The organism is Cupriavidus taiwanensis (genome assembly GCF_900250075.1).
GTDB lineage: Bacteria > Pseudomonadota > Gammaproteobacteria > Burkholderiales > Burkholderiaceae > Cupriavidus > Cupriavidus taiwanensis_C.
In genome coordinates, this window is the sequence record NZ_LT977070.1 from 1 (window position 1) to 21,856 (window position 21,856).

At 68.6% G+C, this 21,856-nt stretch carries 25 protein-coding genes; 17 read left to right on the forward strand and 8 right to left on the reverse strand.

Annotated features, from left to right (window positions below; translation table 11 throughout):
• The first annotated feature begins 275 nt into the window (after positions 1–275).
• From CBM2588_RS00005 to CBM2588_RS00015, 3 genes are all read left to right on the forward strand, one after another.
• Positions 276–662 carry a DUF488 domain-containing protein gene (locus tag CBM2588_RS00005; RefSeq protein ID WP_115681339.1) on the forward strand — a complete coding sequence of 129 codons (387 nt, stop codon included), beginning with the start codon at positions 276–278 and terminating at the stop codon, positions 660–662.
• Positions 663–740: 78 nt separating this feature from the next.
• Positions 741–1,985, forward strand: coding sequence for a nucleoside recognition domain-containing protein (locus CBM2588_RS00010; protein ID WP_115678828.1), 1,245 nt, complete (start codon positions 741–743; stop codon positions 1,983–1,985).
• Between the two features lie 364 nt (positions 1,986–2,349).
• Entirely contained in the window at positions 2,350–2,628 is a 279-nt protein-coding gene (locus tag CBM2588_RS00015) for a DUF1488 domain-containing protein (protein WP_078198172.1), read from the forward strand.
• 14 nt (positions 2,629–2,642) lie between these two features.
• On the opposite strand, the gene CBM2588_RS00020 is transcribed toward CBM2588_RS00015, so the two are convergent.
• On the reverse strand, positions 2,643–3,113 hold the full coding sequence (locus CBM2588_RS00020) for a universal stress protein (protein WP_115678829.1): 471 nt from the start codon (positions 3,111–3,113) through the stop codon (positions 2,643–2,645).
• Positions 3,114–3,317: 204 nt separating this feature from the next.
• Between CBM2588_RS00020 and paaA the strand changes: the two genes are divergently transcribed.
• From paaA to CBM2588_RS00055, 7 genes are all read left to right on the forward strand, one after another.
• The gene (gene paaA / locus CBM2588_RS00025) at positions 3,318–4,337 is read left to right on the forward strand and encodes a 1,2-phenylacetyl-CoA epoxidase subunit PaaA (RefSeq protein WP_115678830.1); all 1,020 of its coding nucleotides are present in this window, start codon (positions 3,318–3,320) and stop codon (positions 4,335–4,337) included.
• Positions 4,338–4,363: 26 nt separating this feature from the next.
• Entirely contained in the window at positions 4,364–4,651 is a 288-nt protein-coding gene (gene paaB / locus CBM2588_RS00030; protein ID WP_012354162.1) for a 1,2-phenylacetyl-CoA epoxidase subunit PaaB, read from the forward strand.
• A 10-nt stretch (positions 4,652–4,661) separates the two neighbouring features.
• Positions 4,662–5,513, forward strand: a complete 852-nt coding sequence (gene paaC, locus CBM2588_RS00035) for a 1,2-phenylacetyl-CoA epoxidase subunit PaaC (RefSeq protein WP_115678831.1) — start codon at positions 4,662–4,664, stop codon at positions 5,511–5,513.
• Between the two features lie 43 nt (positions 5,514–5,556).
• Complete coding sequence (paaD, locus tag CBM2588_RS00040; RefSeq protein ID WP_115678832.1) at positions 5,557–6,126, forward strand: 1,2-phenylacetyl-CoA epoxidase subunit PaaD; 570 nt, start codon at positions 5,557–5,559, stop codon at positions 6,124–6,126.
• A 24-nt stretch (positions 6,127–6,150) separates the two neighbouring features.
• Positions 6,151–7,248: a 1,2-phenylacetyl-CoA epoxidase subunit PaaE gene (paaE, locus tag CBM2588_RS00045; protein WP_115678833.1), complete on the forward strand. Its 1,098-nt coding sequence runs from the start codon at positions 6,151–6,153 to the stop codon at positions 7,246–7,248.
• A gap of 195 nt (positions 7,249–7,443) precedes the next feature.
• Positions 7,444–8,238 carry a DUF1835 domain-containing protein gene (locus tag CBM2588_RS00050; RefSeq protein ID WP_115678834.1) on the forward strand — a complete coding sequence of 265 codons (795 nt, stop codon included), beginning with the start codon at positions 7,444–7,446 and terminating at the stop codon, positions 8,236–8,238.
• A gap of 10 nt (positions 8,239–8,248) precedes the next feature.
• Positions 8,249–8,866 (forward strand): TetR/AcrR family transcriptional regulator, encoded by a 618-nt coding sequence (locus CBM2588_RS00055; protein WP_018006092.1) that lies wholly within the window; start codon positions 8,249–8,251, stop codon positions 8,864–8,866.
• Positions 8,867–8,893: 27 nt separating this feature from the next.
• Here CBM2588_RS00055 and kefC read toward each other — a convergent pair whose 3' ends face one another.
• Together kefC and CBM2588_RS00065 are read right to left on the reverse strand one after the other, a co-directional pair.
• On the reverse strand, positions 8,894–10,708 hold the full coding sequence (kefC, locus tag CBM2588_RS00060) for a glutathione-regulated potassium-efflux system protein KefC (RefSeq protein WP_115678835.1): 1,815 nt from the start codon (positions 10,706–10,708) through the stop codon (positions 8,894–8,896).
• The gene (locus CBM2588_RS00065) at positions 10,705–11,259 is read right to left on the reverse strand and encodes a glutathione-regulated potassium-efflux system oxidoreductase KefF (RefSeq protein WP_115678836.1); all 555 of its coding nucleotides are present in this window, start codon (positions 11,257–11,259) and stop codon (positions 10,705–10,707) included. The genes kefC and CBM2588_RS00065 overlap by 4 nt, the downstream gene beginning before the upstream one ends.
• A gap of 332 nt (positions 11,260–11,591) precedes the next feature.
• On the opposite strand from CBM2588_RS00065, the gene CBM2588_RS00070 reads away from it, so the two are divergent.
• The gene (locus CBM2588_RS00070; protein WP_115678837.1) at positions 11,592–12,290 is read left to right on the forward strand and encodes a GNAT family N-acetyltransferase; all 699 of its coding nucleotides are present in this window, start codon (positions 11,592–11,594) and stop codon (positions 12,288–12,290) included.
• Positions 12,291–12,378: 88 nt separating this feature from the next.
• Here the strand turns inward: CBM2588_RS00070 and CBM2588_RS00075 are convergent, their stop codons facing one another.
• The 5 genes from CBM2588_RS00075 to CBM2588_RS00095 form a co-directional block, all read right to left on the reverse strand.
• Positions 12,379–12,873: an Lrp/AsnC family transcriptional regulator gene (locus CBM2588_RS00075; RefSeq protein WP_010813460.1), complete on the reverse strand. Its 495-nt coding sequence runs from the start codon at positions 12,871–12,873 to the stop codon at positions 12,379–12,381.
• Positions 12,874–13,285: 412 nt separating this feature from the next.
• The gene (locus CBM2588_RS00080; protein WP_115678838.1) at positions 13,286–13,906 is read right to left on the reverse strand and encodes an EF-hand domain-containing protein; all 621 of its coding nucleotides are present in this window, start codon (positions 13,904–13,906) and stop codon (positions 13,286–13,288) included.
• A gap of 154 nt (positions 13,907–14,060) precedes the next feature.
• Positions 14,061–14,846 carry a type II secretion system protein N gene (locus tag CBM2588_RS00085; protein ID WP_115678839.1) on the reverse strand — a complete coding sequence of 262 codons (786 nt, stop codon included), beginning with the start codon at positions 14,844–14,846 and terminating at the stop codon, positions 14,061–14,063.
• A gap of 126 nt (positions 14,847–14,972) precedes the next feature.
• Positions 14,973–16,193, reverse strand: coding sequence for a globin domain-containing protein (locus CBM2588_RS00090; RefSeq protein ID WP_115678840.1), 1,221 nt, complete (start codon positions 16,191–16,193; stop codon positions 14,973–14,975).
• 93 nt (positions 16,194–16,286) lie between these two features.
• A complete protein-coding gene (locus tag CBM2588_RS00095) occupies positions 16,287–16,739 on the reverse strand; it encodes an RrF2 family transcriptional regulator (RefSeq protein WP_115678841.1) in 453 nt (150 codons plus the stop codon).
• Between the two features lie 244 nt (positions 16,740–16,983).
• Here CBM2588_RS00095 and gspG point away from each other — a divergent pair, with 244 nt between their 5' ends.
• The 6 genes from gspG (at position 16,984) to gspL (ending at position 21,851) form a co-directional block, all read left to right on the forward strand.
• Positions 16,984–17,445: a type II secretion system major pseudopilin GspG gene (gspG, locus tag CBM2588_RS00100; RefSeq protein ID WP_115678842.1), complete on the forward strand. Its 462-nt coding sequence runs from the start codon at positions 16,984–16,986 to the stop codon at positions 17,443–17,445.
• A 33-nt stretch (positions 17,446–17,478) separates the two neighbouring features.
• Entirely contained in the window at positions 17,479–17,979 is a 501-nt protein-coding gene (locus CBM2588_RS00105) for a GspH/FimT family pseudopilin (protein ID WP_115678843.1), read from the forward strand.
• Positions 17,976–18,389 carry a type II secretion system minor pseudopilin GspI gene (gspI, locus tag CBM2588_RS00110; RefSeq protein WP_115678844.1) on the forward strand — a complete coding sequence of 138 codons (414 nt, stop codon included), beginning with the start codon at positions 17,976–17,978 and terminating at the stop codon, positions 18,387–18,389. The genes CBM2588_RS00105 and gspI overlap by 4 nt, the downstream gene beginning before the upstream one ends.
• Positions 18,367–19,074, forward strand: a complete 708-nt coding sequence (locus CBM2588_RS00115; protein ID WP_115678845.1) for a PulJ/GspJ family protein — start codon at positions 18,367–18,369, stop codon at positions 19,072–19,074. Before gspI ends, CBM2588_RS00115 begins: the two co-directional genes overlap by 23 nt.
• Positions 19,071–20,135 (forward strand): type II secretion system minor pseudopilin GspK, encoded by a 1,065-nt coding sequence (gene gspK, locus CBM2588_RS00120; protein WP_115678846.1) that lies wholly within the window; start codon positions 19,071–19,073, stop codon positions 20,133–20,135. Before CBM2588_RS00115 ends, gspK begins: the two co-directional genes overlap by 4 nt.
• 270 nt (positions 20,136–20,405) lie before the next feature.
• Positions 20,406–21,851, forward strand: coding sequence for a type II secretion system protein GspL (gene gspL / locus CBM2588_RS00125; RefSeq protein WP_115678847.1), 1,446 nt, complete (start codon positions 20,406–20,408; stop codon positions 21,849–21,851).
• The last annotated feature ends 5 nt before the right edge of the window (positions 21,852–21,856 follow it).

The window sequence follows — 21,856 nt, forward strand, 5'->3', positions numbered from 1 at the left end:
CCGCGCCAACCTTCCGGTCGACCCCGCAACCCTTGCTGCGCCTGCCTTGCAGTGCCGCGTTGTGTTGCGAGGGGGCGAATAGTAAGCGAGCGCAGCGGGGTTGGCAAGCGGTTCCACGAAATAATTCGATGACGCCGGAAAGACCTGCCCAATGCGCACGACGATGAGCACAGTTTGTCAGCCGCAGCACCATGATTCATGATCTGGGGCTGGAGCGAAGCAGGCGCACCGCCGCCGCGGCTCTGCATGGCGGCCAGAACCAAACCGGGATCCTCATGACCATCAGAATCGTAAGACTGGGTACACCGCGCGCGGCTGACGAAGGACTGCGCGTCGGTACTGTACGCCGGCCGCCGCGGGGCGTGCCCAAATCGGAGTTTGCGAGCCGCGACTACTATGATGTCTGGTATCCGGCGCTTTCCCCATCACCGGAGCTAGTCGCCCAGGCGCTGCATGCGACCGACGACAAGCAATGGCGCGCCTTCGTGCGGCATTTCCGCAAGGAAATGGCCGAGCCGGACGCCAGCCGCACGCTGGACCTGCTGGCGGCGCTGTCGCACCAGACCAATTTCTCGGTGGGCTGCTATTGCGAGGACGAAGCGCGTTGCCACCGCTCCGTCCTGCGCGAGTTGCTCGCGGAGCGCGGGGCCGTGATCGACTGAGTTGCGCGACGTGCCGGCATCTTCGCGGCATTGTTTTCACGCTTTTCCGCTCCCCTTTTCCCGCTTCCCAATTTTCCGATGGCGCTGAACGTAGTCTGGCTCGGCTTCTTCCTGATTTCCTTCGCCGCCGCCTGCGTTCGGGTGGCGCAGGGTGACCTCGCGGTCTTTCCGGCGATGCTCGGCAGCCTATTCGACAGCGCCCGCACGGCCTTCGAGATCGCGCTCGGACTGGCCGGGGTAATGAGCCTGTGGCTGGGCATCATGCGTATTGGCGAGCGCGCCGGCGTTGTCGACGCGTTTGCCCGGCTGGTGAACCCGCTGCTGCGGCACTTCTTTCCCGGGGTGCCCCAGGGCCACCCGGCACAGGGCGCGATGATGATGAACGTGTCGGCCAACCTGCTCGGGCTCGACAACGCCGCCACGCCGCTGGGGCTGAACGCCATGCGCGAGCTGCAGACGCTGAACCGGCGCCCGGACGTCGCCACCGACGCCCAGATCATGTTCATCGTGCTGAACTCTGCCGGGCTGACGCTGATTCCGACTTCGGTCATCGCCATCCGCCAGGCCATCGCGGTCAAGCAGGGCCTGGTCGGTTTCAACGCCGCGGACATCTTCTTGCCGACGTTGCTGGCCACAGGCGGCGCCTGCCTGGCCGGATTGCTCGCGGTGGCGTGGGTCCAGCGGATCAACCTGCTGCGGCCCGCGGTGCTGGTGACGTTCGGACTGGTGATCGCGTTGCTGGGGGTAATGTTCGCGTGGTTGCAGCATGCGCCGCCCGAGCAGGTTGGCACCGTGACGGCGCTGGCTGGAGCCGGCTTCATCCTGTCCTTGATCACTCTCTTCCTGATTTGCGGCGCGCTGCGCCGGGTCAATGTGTATGAGGCGTTCATCGACGGCGCCAAGGAAGGCTTCGGCGTCGCGGTGCAGATCATTCCCTATCTGGTTGCGATCCTGATCGCCATTGGGCTGTTCCGCGCTGCCGGCTGCATGGACGTGCTGATGCGCTGGCTCATGCACGGCTTCGCCATGCTGGGCGTCAACACCGACTTTGTCCCGGCGCTGCCGGTCGGGCTGATGAAGATCCTGTCCGGTGCCGGGGCGCGCGGGTTGATGGTGGACGTGATGACCACTTATGGCGTCGATTCCTTCCAGGGACGCCTGGCGGCGATTATCCAGGGTTCTACTGAAACGACCTTCTATGTACTGGCGGTCTATTTCGGAAGCATCAATGTGCGCAACACGCGCCACGCGCTTGGCTGCGCGCTGGTTGCGGACGCGGCTGGCATTATTTGTGCCGTTGGCGCCGCATACCTATTCCGCTGACCGCCCCGGGGGTGTCGGTTTGTTGCCGTCTTACAACAATATTGTGCGCATCATCGTACATTGACACATTGCACTTGGTGCGTCGCAACAAAGCCTGTATAGTGAAGTCTGTCTCCTCCACCACCTCGGTGGATTCCAACCCACGCACAACCTGCGTGGGTTTTTTTTCGTCCGTATGCAGCCACTGCCGCGATGGATTTCCGCATCGCAACAACGGGGGCCCAAAGGCCAAGCCATGGCAGGTCAGCGGAACATCGGCGACGAGGGAAACATCGTATGGACGGGCAGCTTGGCGCGGGGCTTTACGGAATGCCGACTTGGCCTATATTGATTGGATACGCCCGCCGCCAGCACGAGGCACGCCATGCCAGACATCACGTTCCCTCGCAGCCTCCCCACCTACTGTGCAGCCAGCCTGACGCTGTCCTGCCCCGCGACGGTCAACGGCAGTCCCACCTTGTATTCCGTCACCGCCGAGGCGCTCGAAGCCCATTTCGGGGCGCGCTCGCCGCGCGAGGAAGATCTGGTGGCTGCCTTCACCAGTAACCGCCAGCGCATCGAACGCCTCGCCGAAAGCCTGTTCGAGCTGACCGAGGCGCGCGAAATCGTGCTGCGCAGCGGCCACTTCCGCTTTGCGGGCTGAGCTTCAGAGGCGCTTCAGTCGGCTTTCGCTTCGCCGCGCACCAGCAGCACCGGCACGGTGGACTGGCGGATCACCGCTTCGGCCACGCTGCCCAGCACCAGCCGGCGCACGCCGCGTCGGCCATGCGTGCCGATTACCAGAAGGTCTGCTCCCCATTGGCGTGCGGCCTCATTGATGGAAGCACCAATGTCCCCAGGCACCGCAGCTACGGTCACGAGTTGGGTTTCGTGCGTGACGCCGGCACCAGCCAGGCGCCGTGCTGCGTCCTGCAGGGCGCGCTGCCCGCTTTCCTCGAACGCCTTCTGCACCTGGCTTGGGTCGTAGTAGCCGGCGTCGAACATCGGCGTGCCGGTATCGACCACATAGAGCGCCAGCACAGTGGCTCCGCCTGGAGATGCCACGCGAATGGCTTCGTCCACCGCCAGGTCTGACGTGCTGCTGCCGTCCACCGCCACCACGATCCTGCTGTATGCCGCGCTTGTCATGAGCGTACCTCCGTCGATGGAAGAGAGATGCGGCGCGGGGCCGCCTGTCTTGAATAGTACACATCGGGCGAAGCCGGCATCATGCGCCGACGCAAACCCACCGGCGGGCATACCGGCTTTAATTGACCGACCGGTCGGCTTATATATAATAGGGCCAGCCACGCCGGACCGATTTGGCGCGGCGCCCCCGCCAGAGGAGACGATATGTACACGCAGAGTCTTGACCTGCCCGGCCAGCACGCCGATGCAGCACAGGCCAGCGCGCCCCCCGATGAAGCCGCCCGCCAGGCAGCGTTTGACGCCTGCATGGCCGCCGACGGCAAGATCGAGCCGCAGGACTGGATGCCGCAGGCCTACCGCAAGACCCTGGTGCGGCAAATCTCGCAGCACGCGCACTCCGAGATCGTCGGCATGCTGCCGGAGGGCAACTGGATCAGCCGGGCGCCGTCGCTCAAGCGCAAGGCGATCCTGCTGGCCAAGGTCCAGGATGAAGGCGGCCACGGGCTCTACCTGTATTCGGCGGCCGAGACCCTGGATGCGTCGCGCGACGACCTCGTCGATGCGCTGCACAGCGGCAAGGCCAAGTATTCGTCGATCTTCAATTACCCGACGCTGACCTGGGCCGACGTGGGCGTGATCGGCTGGCTGGTCGATGGCGCCGCGATCATGAACCAGATTCCGTTGTGCCGCTGCTCCTACGGGCCGTATGCGCGCGCCATGATCCGCATCTGCAAGGAAGAGTCGTTCCACCAGCGTCAGGGCTTCGACGCGCTGCTGGCCATGATGCGCGGCACCGACGCGCAGCGCGAGATGGTGCAGGACGCGGTCAACCGCTGGTGGTTCCCGGTGCTGATGATGTTCGGCCCGCCCGATGCGGCCTCGACCAACAGCGCCCAGACCATGGCCTGGGGCATCAAGCGCATCTCCAACGACGACCTGCGCCAGAAGTTTGTCGACGCCACCGTCGAGCAGGCGCGCGTGCTGGGCGTGACCCTGCCCGACCCCGGCCTGCAATGGAATGCCGAACGCGGCCACTACGACTACAGCCCGTTGGATTGGGATGAATTCTGGCGTGTCATCAATGGCGACGGCCCGTGCAACAAGGAACGTTTGGCCACCCGCGTGAAGGCGCACGAGGACGGCGCCTGGGTGCGCGAAGCCGCGCTGGCGCACGCCGCCAAGCTGGCCGAACGCGAATCCGGCGCCGGTCGCGCCGCCGCCTGAGCCCTGACATCGCCGAGGAGACCACGATGCAACGCAAGGAATGGCCGCTGTGGGAAGTGTTCGTGCGCAGCAAGCAAGGCCTGGAACACAAGCATTGCGGCAGCCTGCACGCGGCCGACGCGCAGCAGGCGCTGCACATGGCGCGCGACGTCTATACGCGGCGCCAGGAAGGCGTGTCGATCTGGGTGGTGCCCTCCGCGGCGATCACCGCCAGCGTGCCCGAGGAAAAGCCGGAGCTGTTCGACCCGATGGCCGACAAGATCTACCGGCATCCGACGTTCTACCAGCTGCCCGACGAAGTCAACCACATGTAAGGCCCGCACGATGACCGCGTCACCACAGCCCGCCGTGCCCGCTTCGATCGACCACCTGCCACCGGCCCGCACCGCCGCGCTGCGCTACGTGCTGCGCCTGGCCGACAACGCCCTGATCCTCGGCCAGCGCAATGCCGAATGGTGCGGCCATGGGCCGGTGCTGGAAGAAGACATTGCGCTGGCCAATATCAGCCTCGACCTGATCGGCCAGGCGCGACTGCTGTATGGCCGCGCCGGCGAACTAGAGGGCGAGCTGACCGGCCTGCCACGCCATGAAGATGACTACGCCTACTGGCGCGCGGAGCGCGAGTTCCACAACTGGACGCTGCTGGAGCTGCCGCATCGCGGCCCGCTGGCCGGCAACGCCGCCGCCGAACGCGACTACGCCGTCACCATCGTGCGCAACTTCCTGTACAGCGCGCTGATGGTCGAACTCTGGCAGGCCTTGCACGCCAGCCGGGACGAACAGCTGGCCGCAATCGCCGCCAAGGCGATCAAGGAGGCGCGCTATCACCTGCACCACGCCGCCGGCTGGATGGTGCGGCTGGGCGACGGCACCGAGGCCTCGCACGCGCGCATGCAGCGCGCGCTGGAACACCTGCTGCCGTACATGAACGAGTGTTTTGCGGAGGACGCGGTCGAAAGCGACGCCGCCGCGCAGGGCATCGGCGTGGTCACCGCCACGCTGCGCCCGGCCTGGGACGCCACCGTCGCCGAGACGCTGCAGGCGGCCACGCTCGCAATGCCGCCGGCCACCGGCTTTGTCTCGGCCGGCAAGCACGGCGTGCATTCGGAACACATGAGCTACCTGCTGGGCGAGATGCAGGGACTGGCGCGGGCCCATCCGGGCGCGCAATGGTGAACACACTGGTGAGCGCACGCTTCAACGCAAAGGCCCGATCCACATGAACGTCACCGCCCTTCCATCCCATCACGTGGACAACGCAGGGGCCACCGACGCGCGCGTCGCGCGCGCGTGGGCGGCGCTCGAGGCGGTGCCGGACCCGGAGATCCCCGTGGTGTCGATCCGCGAACTGGGCATCCTGCGCGAGGTGGCAGCGGCGCCGGACGGCGTGCTGGAAATCGTCATCACGCCCACCTATTCCGGCTGCCCGGCGATGTCGCAGATCAGTGAGGACATCGGCCACGCGCTGGCCCGCGCCGGGCTGGCGCCGTGGCGCATCCGCACCGTGCTGGCGCCGGCCTGGACCACGGACTGGATCACGCCGGCCGCGCGCGAGCGCCTGCGCGCGTTTGGCATCGCGCCGCCGGGCCAGTGCGGAGCGCCGGCCATGGGGCAGCCGCTGCGCTTCGTGCCGCGCGCCGCGCGTGCCGGCGCGCCCGATGCCGTGCCCTGTCCACGCTGCGGCAGCGTCCATACGCAGGAGATCTCGCGCTTTGCCTCGACCGCCTGCAAGGCGCTGTACCGGTGCCTGGACTGCCGCGAGCCGTTCGACTATTTCAAACCCTACTGAGCCCCCGGGCCGAGCCAGGCTGCCATGACTCCACAGTTCCACCCGCTGCGCGTGGCGCAGGTGCGCCCCGAGACCGCCGACACCATCTCGATCGCGTTCGAGGTCCCGGACGCGCTGCGCGATGCCTACCGGTTTACGCAAGGCCAGTTCCTGACGCTGAAGGCGCCGGTCGACGGCAAGGACCTGCGGCGCTCCTACTCGATCTGTTCGGCGGTGCAGGACTATGACGCGCATGGCGAATTGCGGGTCGCGGTCAAGCTGGTGGAGGACGGGCTGTTTTCCAGTCATCTGCACGATTCCATCGCCCCCGGGCAGGTGATCGATGTGATGACGCCCGACGGGCGCTTCCACGTGCCGCTGGATGCCGATGCCGCGCGCCACTATGTCGCCTTTGCCGCCGGCAGCGGCATCACCCCGGTGCTGTCGCTGGTCCGCACCACGCTGCAGGCCGAGCCACACAGCCGCTTTACGCTGGTTTATGGCAACCGCAATGTCGACAGCATCATCTTTTCCGAAGCGCTGGAGGACCTGAAGAACCAGTACCTGGCGCGCTTCACGCTCTATCACGTGCTGTCGCGCCAGCCGCAGGAAGTAGACCTGCTGCATGGCCGGCTCGACCACGCCCGGGTGACCGCCTTCCTGCAGACGCTGATCCCGGTCGACGATATCGACGCGGCCTTCGTGTGCGGGCCGGCCTCGATGATCGACGAGGTCGAAGCGGCGCTGCGCGATGCGGGCCTGGACCCGCACCGCATCCACGCCGAGCGCTTCGGGGTGCCGCTGGCACCGACCCGGCGCAAGCCGGCCGCCGCCCATGCCGCGCACGCTGACCATGCCGGCACCGCGGAGCTGGTGGTGGTGCTCGATGGCAAGCAGCACAGCATGCGCCTGCCGCTGGAAGACGCCAACGTGCTCGACACCGCGCTGGCCGCCGGGCTGGACCTGCCCTACGCCTGCAAGGGCGGTGTCTGTTGCACCTGCCGGGCCAAGGTGCTGGAAGGCAAGGTCGAGATGGAAAAGAACTACACGCTCGAGCCCTGGGAGATGGACAAGGGCTTCGTGCTTACCTGCCAGGCACGCGCGCTGACGCCGCGGGTGGTGGTCAGCTACGACGAACGCTGACCCCGGCGCGCCGTCGCGTGCGTCGTCAGACAATTGCCGACATTGGCCAGCACGGGCCGTGACTACAATGGCGGCAGGCGGCGCCCTGCTGGCGCGATGCTTGCAGGCGGGTGATCAGGCGCGCGGTGCGGGCAGCTGTCGCGCCGCCGCCGCGGCGGCGCCAGCGAACCGCCTCACCCATATACAATCACGGCCATGCAATATATCCACGTCGTCAACGGTGATGTAGCAGGCACGACCCTGCGCCAGGCGCTGGCCCAGGCGGCGCGGCCTGATCCTGTCGTGGTGCTGCGCGACGATCTCGCCGTCGGGCCGCTGGCGGACATCGACAGCACCGGGATGATCCGCTCCGGATTCTGGCAGCGCGTCGCCCCGCACACCGACATCGACTTCGCCGCCGAGATGCGCCAGGCGCTGGACCAGTTGCTGGCGCTGCGGCAGGACGACATGGAAGTGGCGATCTGGCACGGCCAAAGCGCGGCGGACCAGCTGATGCTGCGCCGGGTGGTGTTCCACCTGTACCAGGCGCCGCAGCGGATCAACGAGGTCGCGATGGACCTGCGCGAACTCGAAATGCCCGCGCAGGGCAACCTGGCTGCCATCGGCATGTACTCGCCGGCGCGGCTGGCGCGGCGCTTCTCCACCATCGCGCCGGTCTCGGTGCTGCGGCTGGGGCGCCTGGGTTACGAATGGCAGCAGAACGTCAAGGAAAACGCCGACGTGCGGCTGTGGAAGGGCAACACGCTGGTGCCGGCGGCCTACCGCACCATTGACGACATCATCATGGAGCGCGCGCCGGCCGAATGGACCCCCGCGGCGCAGGTGGTGGGCAGCGTAATGGGCGCGATCGAGGGCCTGCTGGCCAGCGACTGGTTCGTGTTCTGGCGCTGCCGCGAACTGATCGCCATGGGGCAGCTGGTGCTGCGCGGCAACGCCGACTCGCTCGACACCTGTGAGCTGCGCCGCCATGCCGGCGGCGGGGGCGAATAAACAAGAATATATGGCCCGTACCAAGGCACCCGATTTCGAGGCGCAGCGCGAGCAGATCCTGGACCTGGCCGCCGCCGCCTTTGCCAACAGCAGCTACCCCAGCACCTCGATGGCCGACCTGGCCGCCGCCTGCGGCACCTCCAAGGCGCGGCTGTACCACTACTACGAGAGCAAGGAAGCGATCCTGTTCGACCTGCTGGACCGCTACACGCGCCGGCTGATGCTGCTCGTCACCGAGGTCGAAGCCGATGCCGAGCGCCATGCGCGCACCGACAAGGACGCCTTCGGCAACCTGATCCGCGCCTTCCTGGCCGAATACGAGACTTCGCAGACGCGCCATATCGCGCTGATCAACGACGTCAAGTTCCTGGCCGAGACCCAGCGCGACCTGATCCTGGGCCGCGAGCGCGACGTGGTCGCGGCGTTCTCGCGCCTGCTGCGCCGCGCCTACCCGGAGCGCGTCACGCGCGAAAACCAGACCGCGCTGACCATGACCATCTTCGGCATGATCAACTGGACCTTCACCTGGCTCAAGCCGGGCGGCCGGCTCTCGTACGCGGACTTTGCCGAGATGGTGGTGGACCTGCTCGAAGGCGGCCTGCCCGGCCGCGCTGCCGCCGGCCGCTAGGCCGGCCACGCCGGGCCACGCCAGCGCCTACATCCACTCGGCCTCTTCACGCTGGCGCCGCTGCTCGCGGTCCTGGCGGAACATCTCTTCCAGCTCGTCGCGCGCCTGGCGCGCCAGCGAGACCAGCTTCTTCTGGTCGGTGTAGTGCGGGTAGAAGCGGTCGATCGCCTCGATGTTGTGGCGCCGGAACCGCAGCGCCACGTTGCGCGCCTCGCCCGGATCGAAGCCCAGCCCTTCCAGCACGCGCCGGCCCAGCATCAGCGAGCCCTCGAACATCTCGCGTTCGAACAGCTGCACGCCGCGGTCCTTGAGCTGGTAGACATGCGAGACGTGGCGCGCGCGGGCGTAGATCTGCAGATCGGGGAAGCGCTCGCGCACGCGATCGATCAGCGCCAGGCTGTCCTCCATGCTGTCGATGGCCACCACCAGGATGCGCGCGTCGGCAATGCCGGCGGCCTCCAGCAGGTCCAGCCGGGTGGCGTCGCCATAGAAGACCTTGAAGCCGTACTGGCGCAGGAATTCGATCTGGTCCGGATCGTGGTCCAGCACCGTCACGCCCACGCCCTGGGTGTACAGCAGGCGGCCGATGATCTGGCCGAAGCGCCCGAAGCCGGCGATCAGCACCGGGTTGTGCTGCGGCGTGATGACTTCGTCCAGCCGCGCCTTGCCGGCGCCGATGCGCGGCGCCACCAGCCGGTCATAGGCCAGCAGCAGCAGCGGCGTGGCCACCATCGACAGCGCCACCACCAGCACCAGCAAGGCCTCGGTCTCGCGCGGCAGCAGCCCGGCGCCGCCGGCGACGCCGAACACCACGAAGGCGAACTCCCCGCCCTGCGAGATCAGCAGCGCGAACAGCAGGCGCTGGCCGCGGGCAATCGCAAAATACCGCGCCAGCAGCGCCAGCACCGCGGTCTTGGCCACCACGAAGGCCGCCACCAGGCCCAGCACCAGCCAGGGCGAGCGCGCCAGCACGGCAAAGTCGATCGACATGCCGACCGCCATGAAAAACAGCCCCAGCAGCAGACCCTTGAACGGCTCCAGGTCCGCCTCGAGGGCGTGGCGGTATTCCGAATCGGCCAGCAGCACGCCGGCCAGGAAAGTGCCCAGCGCCATCGACAGGCCGACCGCGTCCATCATCAGCGCGATGCCCACCACCAGCAGCAGCGCAAAGGCGGTGAACATCTCGCGCATGTCGGTGCGGGCGATGAAGCGCAGCGCCGGGCGCACCAGGTAGCGGCCGCCGGCCACCACCGCGCCGATGACCGCCACCGCCTTGCCCGCCGCGAGCCAGCCGGCCGCGCCGGTGCCGGTCCCTTCGGCGCCCTGCGTGGCCAGCAGCGGCAGCAGCGCGATCATCGGGATCGCGGCGATGTCCTGGAACAGCAGGATGCCAAAGCTGGCGGCGCCGGCCGGCGTGCCGAACAGGTTGCGCTCGGTCAGCGTCGCCAGCGCGATCGCGGTGGACGACAGCGCCAGCCCCAGCCCCGCCACCAGCGCCACCTGCCAGGGCGCGCCGGCCAGCGCCGCGGCCACGCCGATCACCAGCGCGCAGGCGGCAAGCTGCGCGCCGCCGTAGCCGAAAATGCTACGCCGCAGCGCCCACAGCTTGCGCGGCTCCAGTTCCAGCCCGATCACGAACATCATCAGCACCACGCCAAACTCGGAGAAGTGCAGGATCGATTCGACATCGGTCACCAGGCGCAGCGCGAACGGCCCGATCGCCGCCCCGGCCAGCAGGTAGCCCAGCACCGCGCCCAGTCCGCCGCGCCGCGCCAGCGGCACCGCCACCACCGCCGCAACCAGGAACACCAGCAGCGCAATCAGGAAATCATGCTGGTTCATCCCTGCACCTCCGCCGGCGCCGCATGCGTGCCCAGCCGCCCGCAGACGTGGGCGATATGGTCGGCCAGCGCCTGCGCGTCGGCATTGTTGGCGTCGTGCAGCACCACCGGCGGCAGCCAGGTCATGCCGCACAACAGGGCGGTCTGCTCCAGCGGCAGCAGGAATTCGGCGATCGGGTGGCCATGCGTGCCTTCGGGCCCGTACGCGTCGGCCGTGCCGCCCGTGCTGACCACCGCCAGCAGCGACTTGCCGCGCAGCGCGGTGCCGCCCGGGCCATAGGCCCAGCCCGGCTCGAGCACTTCATCCAGCCACAGCTTGAGCAGGGCCGGCACGCTGTACCAGCGCACCGGGAACTGCAGCACGATCGTGTCCGACACCGACAGCACGCGCTGCTCGGCGACGACATCGATGTCGTAGTCGACATAGCTGCGGTAGAGGTCGCGTACCTGGACCTGCGGCAGCGCGTCCAGCGCGTCGGCCAGCGGCCGGTTCACGCGCGAGCGGCTGGGCGTCGGGTGCGCGTAGATCACAACGATGGGGGGCTCTTTCATTGAAAGAAGTCAGGGCTGTCTGGGTGATCGGAAAGTTCGGCAGGGTGCTTGTGAATTGCCGCGTTGCACCAAATCCACACCTGACGGCGCGCAACAATTCATCACATTTTTTTAAGTCGTTGTTTTTACTTAAATTTATTTCCCAGCGTGGCCGCAAAGGCTTCTGCTGCGGCGCAGGATGCTTACGTCAAACTGACAATTCCACTACAATACTTTTCGTGCTGCATCAAGTTGGTGTTTCCCCGAGTCTCGCACGGTTTCGGGGAAAAGTGCCTGGAAAAACACCACCGCAGTGCCTATTTTTTTATCTGAGAGCACCGGAAGGAATCATCGTGAACCCGCTCGAACTGAGCAAGGCCGTCGGCGCACTGACCGACGAAGATCTACGCAAGGCAGCCGAAGCCGCCCAAGCCGCCCACCGCGCCACCGTCCTGGTGCGCGAGCTGTCGGCCCACCACCGCTCGCGCCTGCTCAAGCATTTCCTCGCCCTGGGCGAGGAGGATCGCCTGCTCCGTTTCGGCCAGTCGGTGGGCAACCACGTGATCGAGGCCTATGTCGACAGCATCGACTTCGACCACGACAGCGTGTTCGGCGTCTACGACGACAAGCTCGAGCTGATCGGCGTGGGCCACTTCGCCAACCTGCGCGACAACGCCCAGGGTCGCGTGGCGGAGTTCGGCGTGTCGGTGTCGGGCAGCGCCCGTGGCCGCGGCATCGGCAGCGCGCTGTTCGAGCGTGCCGCCATCCACGGCCGCAATACCAATGTGCGCACGCTCTACATGCACTGCCTGTCGCGCAACGCGGCGATGATGCATATCGCCAAGAAGGCCGGCATGAAGGTCCAGTACGCCTACGGCGAAGCCGACGCCTACCTCGAACTGCCGCCGGCGGATACCGCCAGCCGCCTGAGCGAGGCACTGGACGAGCAGCTCGCCGACCTGGACTACGCGGTGCGCCGCAACCTGCGCGACGCCCGCCGCTTCGGCCTGCGCTTCTGGCGCACCATGGTGCCGCAGAAGCATACCGCCTGAGCGGCCGCAACCCGGTCCGCACGGCATCGACAAAAACGGCGCATCGCAACGATGCGCCGTTTTACTTTGCCGGCCCGGGCCGCGCCGCTCAGGCCGCGCCGCCCACCGGCAGTGCCGTGGTGTCCTTGATGCTTTCCAGCGCAAAGCTCGAGCGCACGTCGATCACCGATGGATGCGCCAACAGCTGTTCCTGCATGAAGCGCGCAAAGTGCTCCATGTCCTCGACATAGACCTTGAGCAGCAGGTCCATCTCGCCGGTCATGGCATGGCACGCCGCCACTTCCGGCCAAACGGCGATCGAGGCGCGGAACAGGTCCAGCGGAGCCTTGCCCTTGGGCGCGCCGCCATGCTTTTCCAGCCGCACATTGATATAGGCCAGCAGGCCGAGTCCGATCTTGTTGGGCTCAAGCAGCGCCGCGTACTGCCGGATCACGCCGATCTCTTCCAGCCGCCGGATGCGGCGCAGGCAGGGGCTGGGCGACAGGTTCACGCGCTCGGCCACCTCCAGGTTGGTCAACCGGCCGTTGGTCTGCAGCACTTCCAGGATCTTCCGGTCGATCTTGTCCAACTCCACCTTGCTCACGATATTGTTGCTCCGCAATATGTTTATTGGCAATTTTTTTGCGCAAATTTAGCAAGCCGTGCACAAGTACGCAATTTTTTATGAAATTACATCCGATCCGCGCCCGATTTAGTGGGTGGGCGGCCTTATCGGTCACTCGCGCTTCAGCCGTTCTGGCCGGGCAAATCCCAGTCTGGCGGCGCTGCCCGGGTGTCGCAGCCGCGCGCTGACCGGAGAACGGGCGAGGTGGTGCGCAGGTTCCGGCAAACAGGGGAAGCGGCATTCTACGGGCGTTTGCGTCCGCGCCAGTGCGTTCCTGTCCCGGAGTTCTCCACGATGTCCGCTGAACGGACAAAAAAAGCGCGCGGCCCTCAGGCTCGCGCGCTTGGTCGGTATGCCGGCAGCGGCGCTCGGGCGGCGCTACCGGGACCGTTCAGCCGCCGCTGGTCGACGGCGCTGCCGGGTTGGCGGGCGCCGGCTGGTTGTCCGGGGCGCCCTGGCCGCGCGGGCCGCGTTCGCCACGCTCGCCGCGATGGGGACGATCGCGGTGCATCTTCTCCATGCCGGCGCGGATTTCATCGCGGGTCAGCTTGCCGTCGCGGTTGGCGTCGAGCTGGTCGAAGCGCTTGGCCAGGCGCGGCAGGCCGGCGTTGGCCTCGGCCTTGGTCAGCGCGCCGTCGCCGTTCTTGTCGGCGGCCTTGAACTTCTCGTCGAAGGCGGCCTGCATGCGCGCGTGATGCTCGGCCATGGCGGCCTTGCGCTGTGCGTCCATCTCGGCCTTGTCGATCTTGCCGTCGCGGTTGGTATCGAGCTTGTTGAACCACGCGTCGGCCTCGGCCTTGGAAATGGCGCCGTCGCCATCGGTATCGATCGCCTTCATCCACATGCCGCCCCCGTGGTGGCGGTGGTGGTGGCCCATGCCGGGCTTGCCGGCCGGTGCTGCGCCCGGTGCAGCGGGAGCGCTGGCCTGGGCAAAGGCGCCGCCGGCGACCAGCAGCGCGGCCGAGGCGGCCAGGAACTGTTTCAGGATCTGCGGCTTGTGATTGCGTTGCATGTCTTGCTCCTTGTCATCACGTTGGCATGTACGGATTAGAACGCAGACGATGCAGCGGAGTTGGCGCTTTTAATACGATGTTACCCGCCTCACAGAAAGCCGGGAGCGGCGTAAGGGAACGCAAGCAAGCGCGAATATTCGGTGCGCCGGCAGCCTAGGGCTGCGCTTTCGGCACGATCTGGCCTTCATCCGCCGCCTCGGGCGATATTCCAGGCTGGTACTGACGCGGATCGACGGGTTGAGGCTGGGGCTGGGCCGGCTGGACCGATGGGGCCGGCTGGACAGGTTGTGGCTGAGGCTGGACTTGTGGCTGGATCTGGGACTGGGCTTGCGGCTGCGGCTGGGCCTGTTGCCCGGGCGGCTGGCCACGCGGCGGCTGGGCCGGGGTGGGCTGCGCGGCGGCCTGCGCTGGCGGCGGCATGGGCGTTGCCATGGGCGCCGCCGCGCCGGCGGGCGGGGTCGGCAGCGGGCTGGCGGCACGCGGCGCACCGCGCGTGGCAGCCGCCTGCAGCGGCAGGGCAATCTCCTGGCGCACGCCATTGCGCTCGATCACCACGCCGCGCTGGCGCACTTCCACCAGCCGGATCTGCGGCGCCAGGTCGGCACCCATGCGCACCGCCTTGGCCGGGCCGCCATCGATGGAGACGATCGCCGCGCTGGCGCCACCGCCGAGCTCGGCCACCACGCCGAGCAGCTGCACGTTGCTGGGGCCGGCCTGCGCGGAGCCGCCGAACAGCGTGGCGATCGCGCCGGTCTCGACCGCTTCGGTCTGCGCCACGCGCGCGCTCTTGGGCACCGGAATGGTCCGCATCGCACTGAACGTCAGCACCCAGTAGGTGACCAGCGCGCACAGCGCGATAAACAGCGCCACGCTGGCCAGGCGCGGCAGCCACAGCGCGGAGGCATCGAAGCGGAACGAAGGCCGGAGGGACAATTGCATGGATCGGGACCCTGGATACCCGCCGCGGCGGGTCATGGCGCGAGAGCGCGGACGCGCCAAGCGTACCAGAGCCCCATGACGCTGTCTGCCGCGCCGGCGATGCTGCCGCCGGCCCGGCCCGGGCGCTTAAAGCAGGTCGTCCAGCAGGTCGGGACCGAACACTTCGCGCTCGATATGCGCCACCGGCACGCCCGCGCTGAGCAGCGCGTGACGCTGCGCCTGCATGAAGCCAAGCGGCCCGCACAGGTAGAAGCGGCCATCGACGAAGCGTTGCAGCTCGGGCTGGCGCAGCATCTCGGCCAGCGGCATGGTGCCGGCGTGGTCGTAATCGCGGCCTGCGGCGTCGCCGGCTTGCGGGAATTCGTAGCTGATGTGCGTGACCAGTCCCGGCAAGCGCTCGCGCGCCCATTGCAGGTCGGCGCGATGGGCATGGTGGTGGCCGTCGCGGGCGGCGTGGGCGAACAGCACCGGCCGCTGCGAGCCTTGCGCGGCCAGGGTGCGCAGCACCGACAGCATCGGCGTGATGCCGATCCCGCCCGACAGCAGCACCAGCGGCCGGCGGCTTTCCAGCGCCGGCGTGAACTCGCCGAACGGCGCGCTCACCTTGAGCCCGGTACCCTCGTGGGCGTTGGCGTGCAGCCAGTTGGAGACCGCGCCGGCCGGCGTGGCCCGGTCGCCGTCCTCGCGCTTGACCGAGATGCGCCAGGTCGGCAGGCCGGCCTCGGCCGACAGCGAGTACTGGCGCAGCTGGCGCGCGCCGTCGTCCAGGCGCGCCTCGACGCTGATGTACTGGCCCGGGCGGAACTCACGCAGCGGCTGGCCGTCGGCCGCGGCCAGCGTCAGCGCCACCACCTGGCTGCCCTGCCCTTCGCGTCGCACCACGCGCACCGGCATCAGCTCGCCGGCGGCGACGCCGGTGCGCTGGTACAGGCGCGCCTCGGCGGCGATCAGCTCGCCCGCCAGCAGCCAGTAGGCCTCGTCCCACGCCGCCAGCAGCGGCGGCGTGGCGGCTTCGCCCAGCACCGCGGCGATGGCGCCGAGCAGGTGGCGGCCGACGATCGGGTAGTGCGCGGGCGTGATGCCCACCGCCGCATGCTTGTGCACGATGCGCTCGACCACCGGCCCCAGCGCCGCCGCGTTGTCGATGTTTGCGGCGTAGGCGAACACCGCCGACGCCAGCGACTGCTGCTGGCTGCCGTTGGCCTGGTTGCCCATGTTGAACAGCTGGGTCAGCTCGGGCCGGTCGGCGAACATCTCGCGGTAGAAATGCGTGGTGATGGCCAGGCCATGCTCGCGCAGCACGGGCACGCTTGCATCGATATAGGGGCGGGAAGCGGCGGACAGCATCAGGTATCACTCCGTTTTATTCATGCAAACCATATGCATGTTTTTGGACAACAAAAAACCGGCATTCGCCGGCCACGCGCGGATCCCATCCGCTCAGGCCGAACGCCGGTTCAGGAAATCACGATGCAGGCGGATGATCGATTCGGCGGTGTGGCTGCCGGTGACATCGGCCAGCGTGACGTCGTCGAGCGCGCGGTAGAAGGCTTGCTCGGCCACGTCCAGCGCGCGCTTCAGGTGGCAGTTGCCGTGCAGCGCGCAGGGCGGGTTGTCGCAGTCGATCACCGGCCGGTGCCCTTCCAGCTCGCGCAGGATGGTGCCGATGGTGAGGCGCTCGGCGCCGGGGCCCAGCTGCAGGCCGCCGTGGCGCCCGCGCGTGGCGCTGACCCAGCCCAGCTTCGACAGCCGCGCCGCCACCTTGACCAGGTGGTTGTGCGAGATGCCGAACTGCTGGCCGACCTCGGCGATCGTGATCGGCCGGCTGCCGTCGCCACGGGCGACGTACATCAGCAGGCGCAGCGCATAGTCGGAGAAGCGGGTCAGTTGCATCGTGGCGTCATGTTAAAAAAGATGCATCCTGGATGCAAGTTATATTTTTCCGCGGCGTGCTACGGTTCGGGATCCGCCAACAGGCGCCGGCCACCATTGTGATTCACAACAGACTTCGCTGCAGCCCCATCCAGGGCCGCCCATAAAAGAGTCATAAGGCGCCGGTTATACTGATTGGCGAACCCGGCCCCGCCCGCCCCGTGGCGCGGGGCCTCGCCATTCCAGCAACGAGGTCTTACCAACAATGCGCAGATTCACTTCCCAGCTTGCCCGCCCCGCCCGTCCTGCCCGCCGCGCGCGCGGCTTTACCCTGATCGAGATCATGGTCGTGATCGTGATCCTCGGCGTGCTGGCGGCACTGGTGGTGCCCAAGATCATGAGCCGTCCGGACGAAGCCCGCATCGTCGCGGCGCGCCAGGATATCTCGTCGATCATGCAGGCGCTCAAGCTGTACCGCCTTGACAACAGCCGCTATCCGAGCACCGAGCAGGGCCTGGGTGCGCTGGTGGCCAAGCCTACCACCGAGCCGGTGCCCAACAACTGGAAGGGCGGCGGCTACCTGGAAAAGCTGCCCAAGGATCCGTGGGGCCATCCGTACCAGTACCTGAACCCCGGCGTGCGCGGCGAAATCGACGTGTTCAGCTTCGGTGCCGACGGCCAGGCCGGCGGCAACGCCAACGACGCCGATATCGGCAACTGGGAGTAAGCGCCCCTGCCGCCCGCCCTTGCCGCTTCCCTGATGACCACGGCGCCGCGCCGCCGCGCCCTCCGGCAGCGGCACTCCGGCTTCACGCTGCTGGAGTTGCTGGTGGTGATGGTGATCGCCGGCATCGTGATCTCGCTGGTCGCGGTCAATGCCTCGCCCAACGAGCGCGGCCGCGTGCTTGACGACGGCCAGCGCATCGCGCGGCTGTTCGAGCTGGCGCAGGAAGAAGCGCAACTGGGCGCGCGCCCGATCGCCTGGGAAGGCGACGCCGGCGGCTGGCGCTTCCTCGAATCGACACCCAACGGCTGGATCCCCTTGCGCACCGACGTGTTCGCGCCCGGCACCTGGCGCCTGGCGCTGGACCAGGTCATCGTCGCCGAAGGCGGCCGCAGCACCGGCACCAACAGCCCGCCGCGGCTGATTTTCGGGCGCGAGCTGATCGATGCCCCGCAGCGCCTGGTTCTTGTGCGCGGCGATATCCGCGTCGACGTGGCCGGCGACGGCAGCGGCCGCTATTTCGCCAGCACGCCATGATGCGCCCGCGCTTGCCCGCACGCCGGCGCGCCCGCGCCGCCGGCTTCACGCTGATCGAAGTGCTGGTGGCACTGACCATCCTGGCGGTGGCTTTGACCGCGGCGATGCGTGCGATGGGCTCGATGGTCGATGCCAGCGCGTCGCTGCAGACCCGCATGCTGGCCGAATGGAGCGCCGAGAACCACCTGGCCTCGCTGCGCCTGGCCAAGACCTGGCCCGAGCCCGGCGTCAGCGGCTATGCGTGCCCGCAGGGCGGCACGCCGCTGTACTGCGAGCAATCCGTGTCGGCCACGCCCAATCCGGTATTCCGCCGCGTCGAGATCGCGGTCTATCCGTCGGCCACCGACAAGTCGGTGCGGCTGGCGTGGCTCGTCACCATCGTTCCCAATGAAATCCGCAACGTGCTCTGAGCGCCGGCGCGGGCGCCGATCCGCCGGCGGCTTCACGCTGCTGGAAATGCTGGTCGCCATCACGCTGCTGGCGGTGATGGCGGTGATCGGCTGGCGCGCGCTGGACAGCCTGACGCGCGGCCGCGAACGGCTGATCGACCATGACACCCGGCTGGATGCGCTGAAGGTGCTGTACGGCCAGCTGCAGGCCGATTGCGAGCATTTGGCCAACCCCACGCTGCTGCAGGGCAGCCCGGTCGAGCTCGGCCCGGACCGCCTGCTGCTGGTGCGCGACCGCCGCGACGAAGGCCAGCCGCCGGCATGGCAGGCGCTGTCCTACCAGCTTGACGGCAACACGCTGGTGCGCGTGGCCGCGCCGCCGGTGAGCAACCGCGCCGCGCTGCAGTCGTCGCTGCTGGCGCTGCGCCAGGGCGGGGAAAACAACGCGCAGGTGCGGCGCGTGCTGGGCAACGTCGACGGCATGAGCGCGCGCGCCTGGGTCGAACCCGGCGGCTGGCAGGCCGACAGCAACCGCATCCGCAACGTGCTGTTCAGCGGCAACGCGGCCAGCGCGGTGCAAGCGTCGGAGGCCGGCGCGGCGGTGCCCAATACCGCGGTGCGCGCGGTGGAACTGACCATCCTCGCCCGCATGGGCGACGGCGACGCGCCGCGGCAGTTCCAGAAGATCTGCATGTCGGGGCTATGACGCACGCCCGCCGCCCCCTCCGCCCCCTCCGCCCCCTCCGCTTCAGGCCTTTGCGCCGCGCGCGCGGCGCCGCCGTGGTCACCGCGCTGCTGATGGTGACGCTGGCCGTGGTGGTGGTGTCGGGCATGCTGTGGCGGCAGCAGGTGCAGATCCGCGCCATCGAGAACCAGCGGCTGCTGGCCCAGGCCACCTGGATCGAGCGCGCCGCGGTCGACTGGGCGCGGCTGATCCTGCGCGACGACCAGCGCCGCAGCAATGTCGACGAACTGGGCGAGCCGTGGGCGGTGCCGATCGCCGAGACCCGCCTGTCGGATTTCCTGGGCGCGTCGCTGCGCACCGACGTGGCGGGCGAGACCTCGTTCCTGTCCGGGCGCATCCTCGATGCGCAGGCGCGCTTCAACCTTGCCAACCTGGTGACATGGTCCGCCACCGGCGGCCAGGGCGCGCCGGCCGGGCGGGTCGCCAATATCGACCAGTCGGCACAGGCCGCCTATGGCCGGCTGCTGCGCACCGTGGGCCTGAACCCGGCGCTGGCCGAGTCCACCGCGCGCCACATGCTGCAGGCCGCGCAAGGCGGCCACGGCGGCGAGGGCTCCGGCCGGCAGGCGCCACGCCCGCTCGACAGCGTGCAGGGCCTGCTGGCGCTGCCCGGCTACACGCCCGAGATGGTGGCGGTGCTGGAGCCCTTCGTGATCGTGCTGCCCGAGCGCACCCTGGTCAATGCCAACACCGCCGAGGCCGAGGTGCTGGCGGCCATGATCGACAAGCTGCCGCTGGAGCGCGCGCGCGAACTGGTGCGCCAGCGCGACCGGGCGTACTTCAACAATATCGGCAACCTGCAGACGCAACTGTCCACGCTGGCGCCGCAGGCCAGCAGCGGCAACCTGGGCAACCTGCTCGACGTGCGCACGCATTACTTCCTGGTCTACGGGCTGGTGCGGCACGAGCGCGCCAGGCGGCTGCAGGTGTCGCTGATCTACCGCGGCGAACCGCTCGGTGCGGCCAACACCACCCGCGTGGTGTGGGTCCAGGACGCGGACCGGCTGCCGGACCTGCGCTGAACCATGCAAGGCGGCCTGGCGCACATATGAAAACGGCACACCGGAGCAGACGGGGAGAATGGTATTGACGCGATTTTGTCACGCAGGCAAGGTATGCTGCGGCGCTGGCGCGAGCCTGACACCAGCCCGCTCGCCGCTGATCGGCCTCCCAGGCCGCCCGCCGGCATCCCCGCACTCCGGCAAGTTTCCTGCGCCGGGGCGTTCCCGGGCGCACCCCCATGGGCCAAGCGCCTTATCGAGCCGTTCTACTGAAGCCAAAGCAAGGACACCTTGAGCACCACTCTGTACGTGCGCTTGCCGCACCGGCCGCATGACCAGCCGCAACCGTGGCAGTTCGGCGCCCTGCCCTTTGCGCTGGTGCGCACGGCGGCGGGCGAGCCGACACGGCGCGGATCGCCTCGCGCCGCACCGGAAGTGTTGCGAGAAGGCCACGCCCGCATCGCCGACCTGCCCGCGGCGGAGCGGCTGGTGCTGATCCTGGCCGCGAGCGACGTACTGCTGACCACCGCCAGCGTGCCGCCGCTGCCGCCCGCGCGTTTGAAGCAGGCGCTGCCCAACCTGGTCGAGGACGCGCTCGCCACCGACGCGCAGCCCTGCCATATCGGCATCGGCCCTGCCCTCGACGACGCTACGACCGGCCGCGGCCCGCGCCGGCGCTTGCTGATGGTGGCGGACCGCGCCTGGGTGCGCGCGGTGCTGGATGCCTTTGCCGAGCACCGCCACCGCCGCCGCCACATGCTGCCCGCCCAGTTGTGCGTGCCGTTGGCCGCGCTGGCCGAAGCAGAAGCCGGCGCCGAGCCGTCGCTGGCGCCGCCCGGCGCTGAGCCGGCACCGGTGCAGCCGGCCACGCTGGTGGTCGAGGCCGCCGCCAGCGCACTCGCCGAAGGCGGGGCGCTCGGCGATGCATTGGGCGAAGCCTTGCCGGACACCGCCAGCAGCACCACACGCCAGTGGCAACTGACCGTGCGCACCGGTGCGCACGCCGGCTACGGCCTGCTGCTGGGCGACGACGCCCTGGCCGCATGGCAGGCGCTGGCGCCTGAAGGCGCCTGGTATGCCGATGCCGACGCCGCTGCGATGGCGCCGGTGCCCGGCCTGCGCCAGGCCGCTCGCACCGGCTGGCAGCTGTGGATCGATGGTGCGCAGGAATGCCTGCGCGAGCCGGGGCTCGACCTGGCGCAGTTCGAGTTCGCGCAGGGCCGCGTCGACCGCTGGAACCTGGTGGCGTGGCGCCTGCCGCTGGCACTGCTGGCGGGCCTGGTGCTGGTCCAGCTGATCGGCATGAACACGCACTGGCTGCTGCTGCGCAACGAACAGCAACGGCTCGAAGCCGCGCAGGCGCAGACCCTGCGCGGCACCTTCCCGCAGACGCCGACGGTGATCGACGCCCCGCTGCAGATGCGCCGGCAGGTCGAGCAGCTGCGCATCGCCAGCGGGCGCAGCACGCCCGATGATTTCCTGCCGCTGGCCGACCGCTTCGCCCAGGCCGCGCGCCGGCTGCCGCCCGATGGGCTGCAAGCCCTCGAGTATCGCGGCCGCATGCTGGTGGTGACGCTCAAGCCCGGCACCGACACCGCCGGCCTGCGCAGCGCGGCGCGCCAGGCCGGGCTGCAGATGGAAGAAGACAAGGCCGGCAATGCCGCGGGCAGCACCGGCTCCAGCGCAGGCACGCCGGTGACGCCCGGCTCGCGCTGGACCGTCAAGCCCGGCCTGTGACCGGC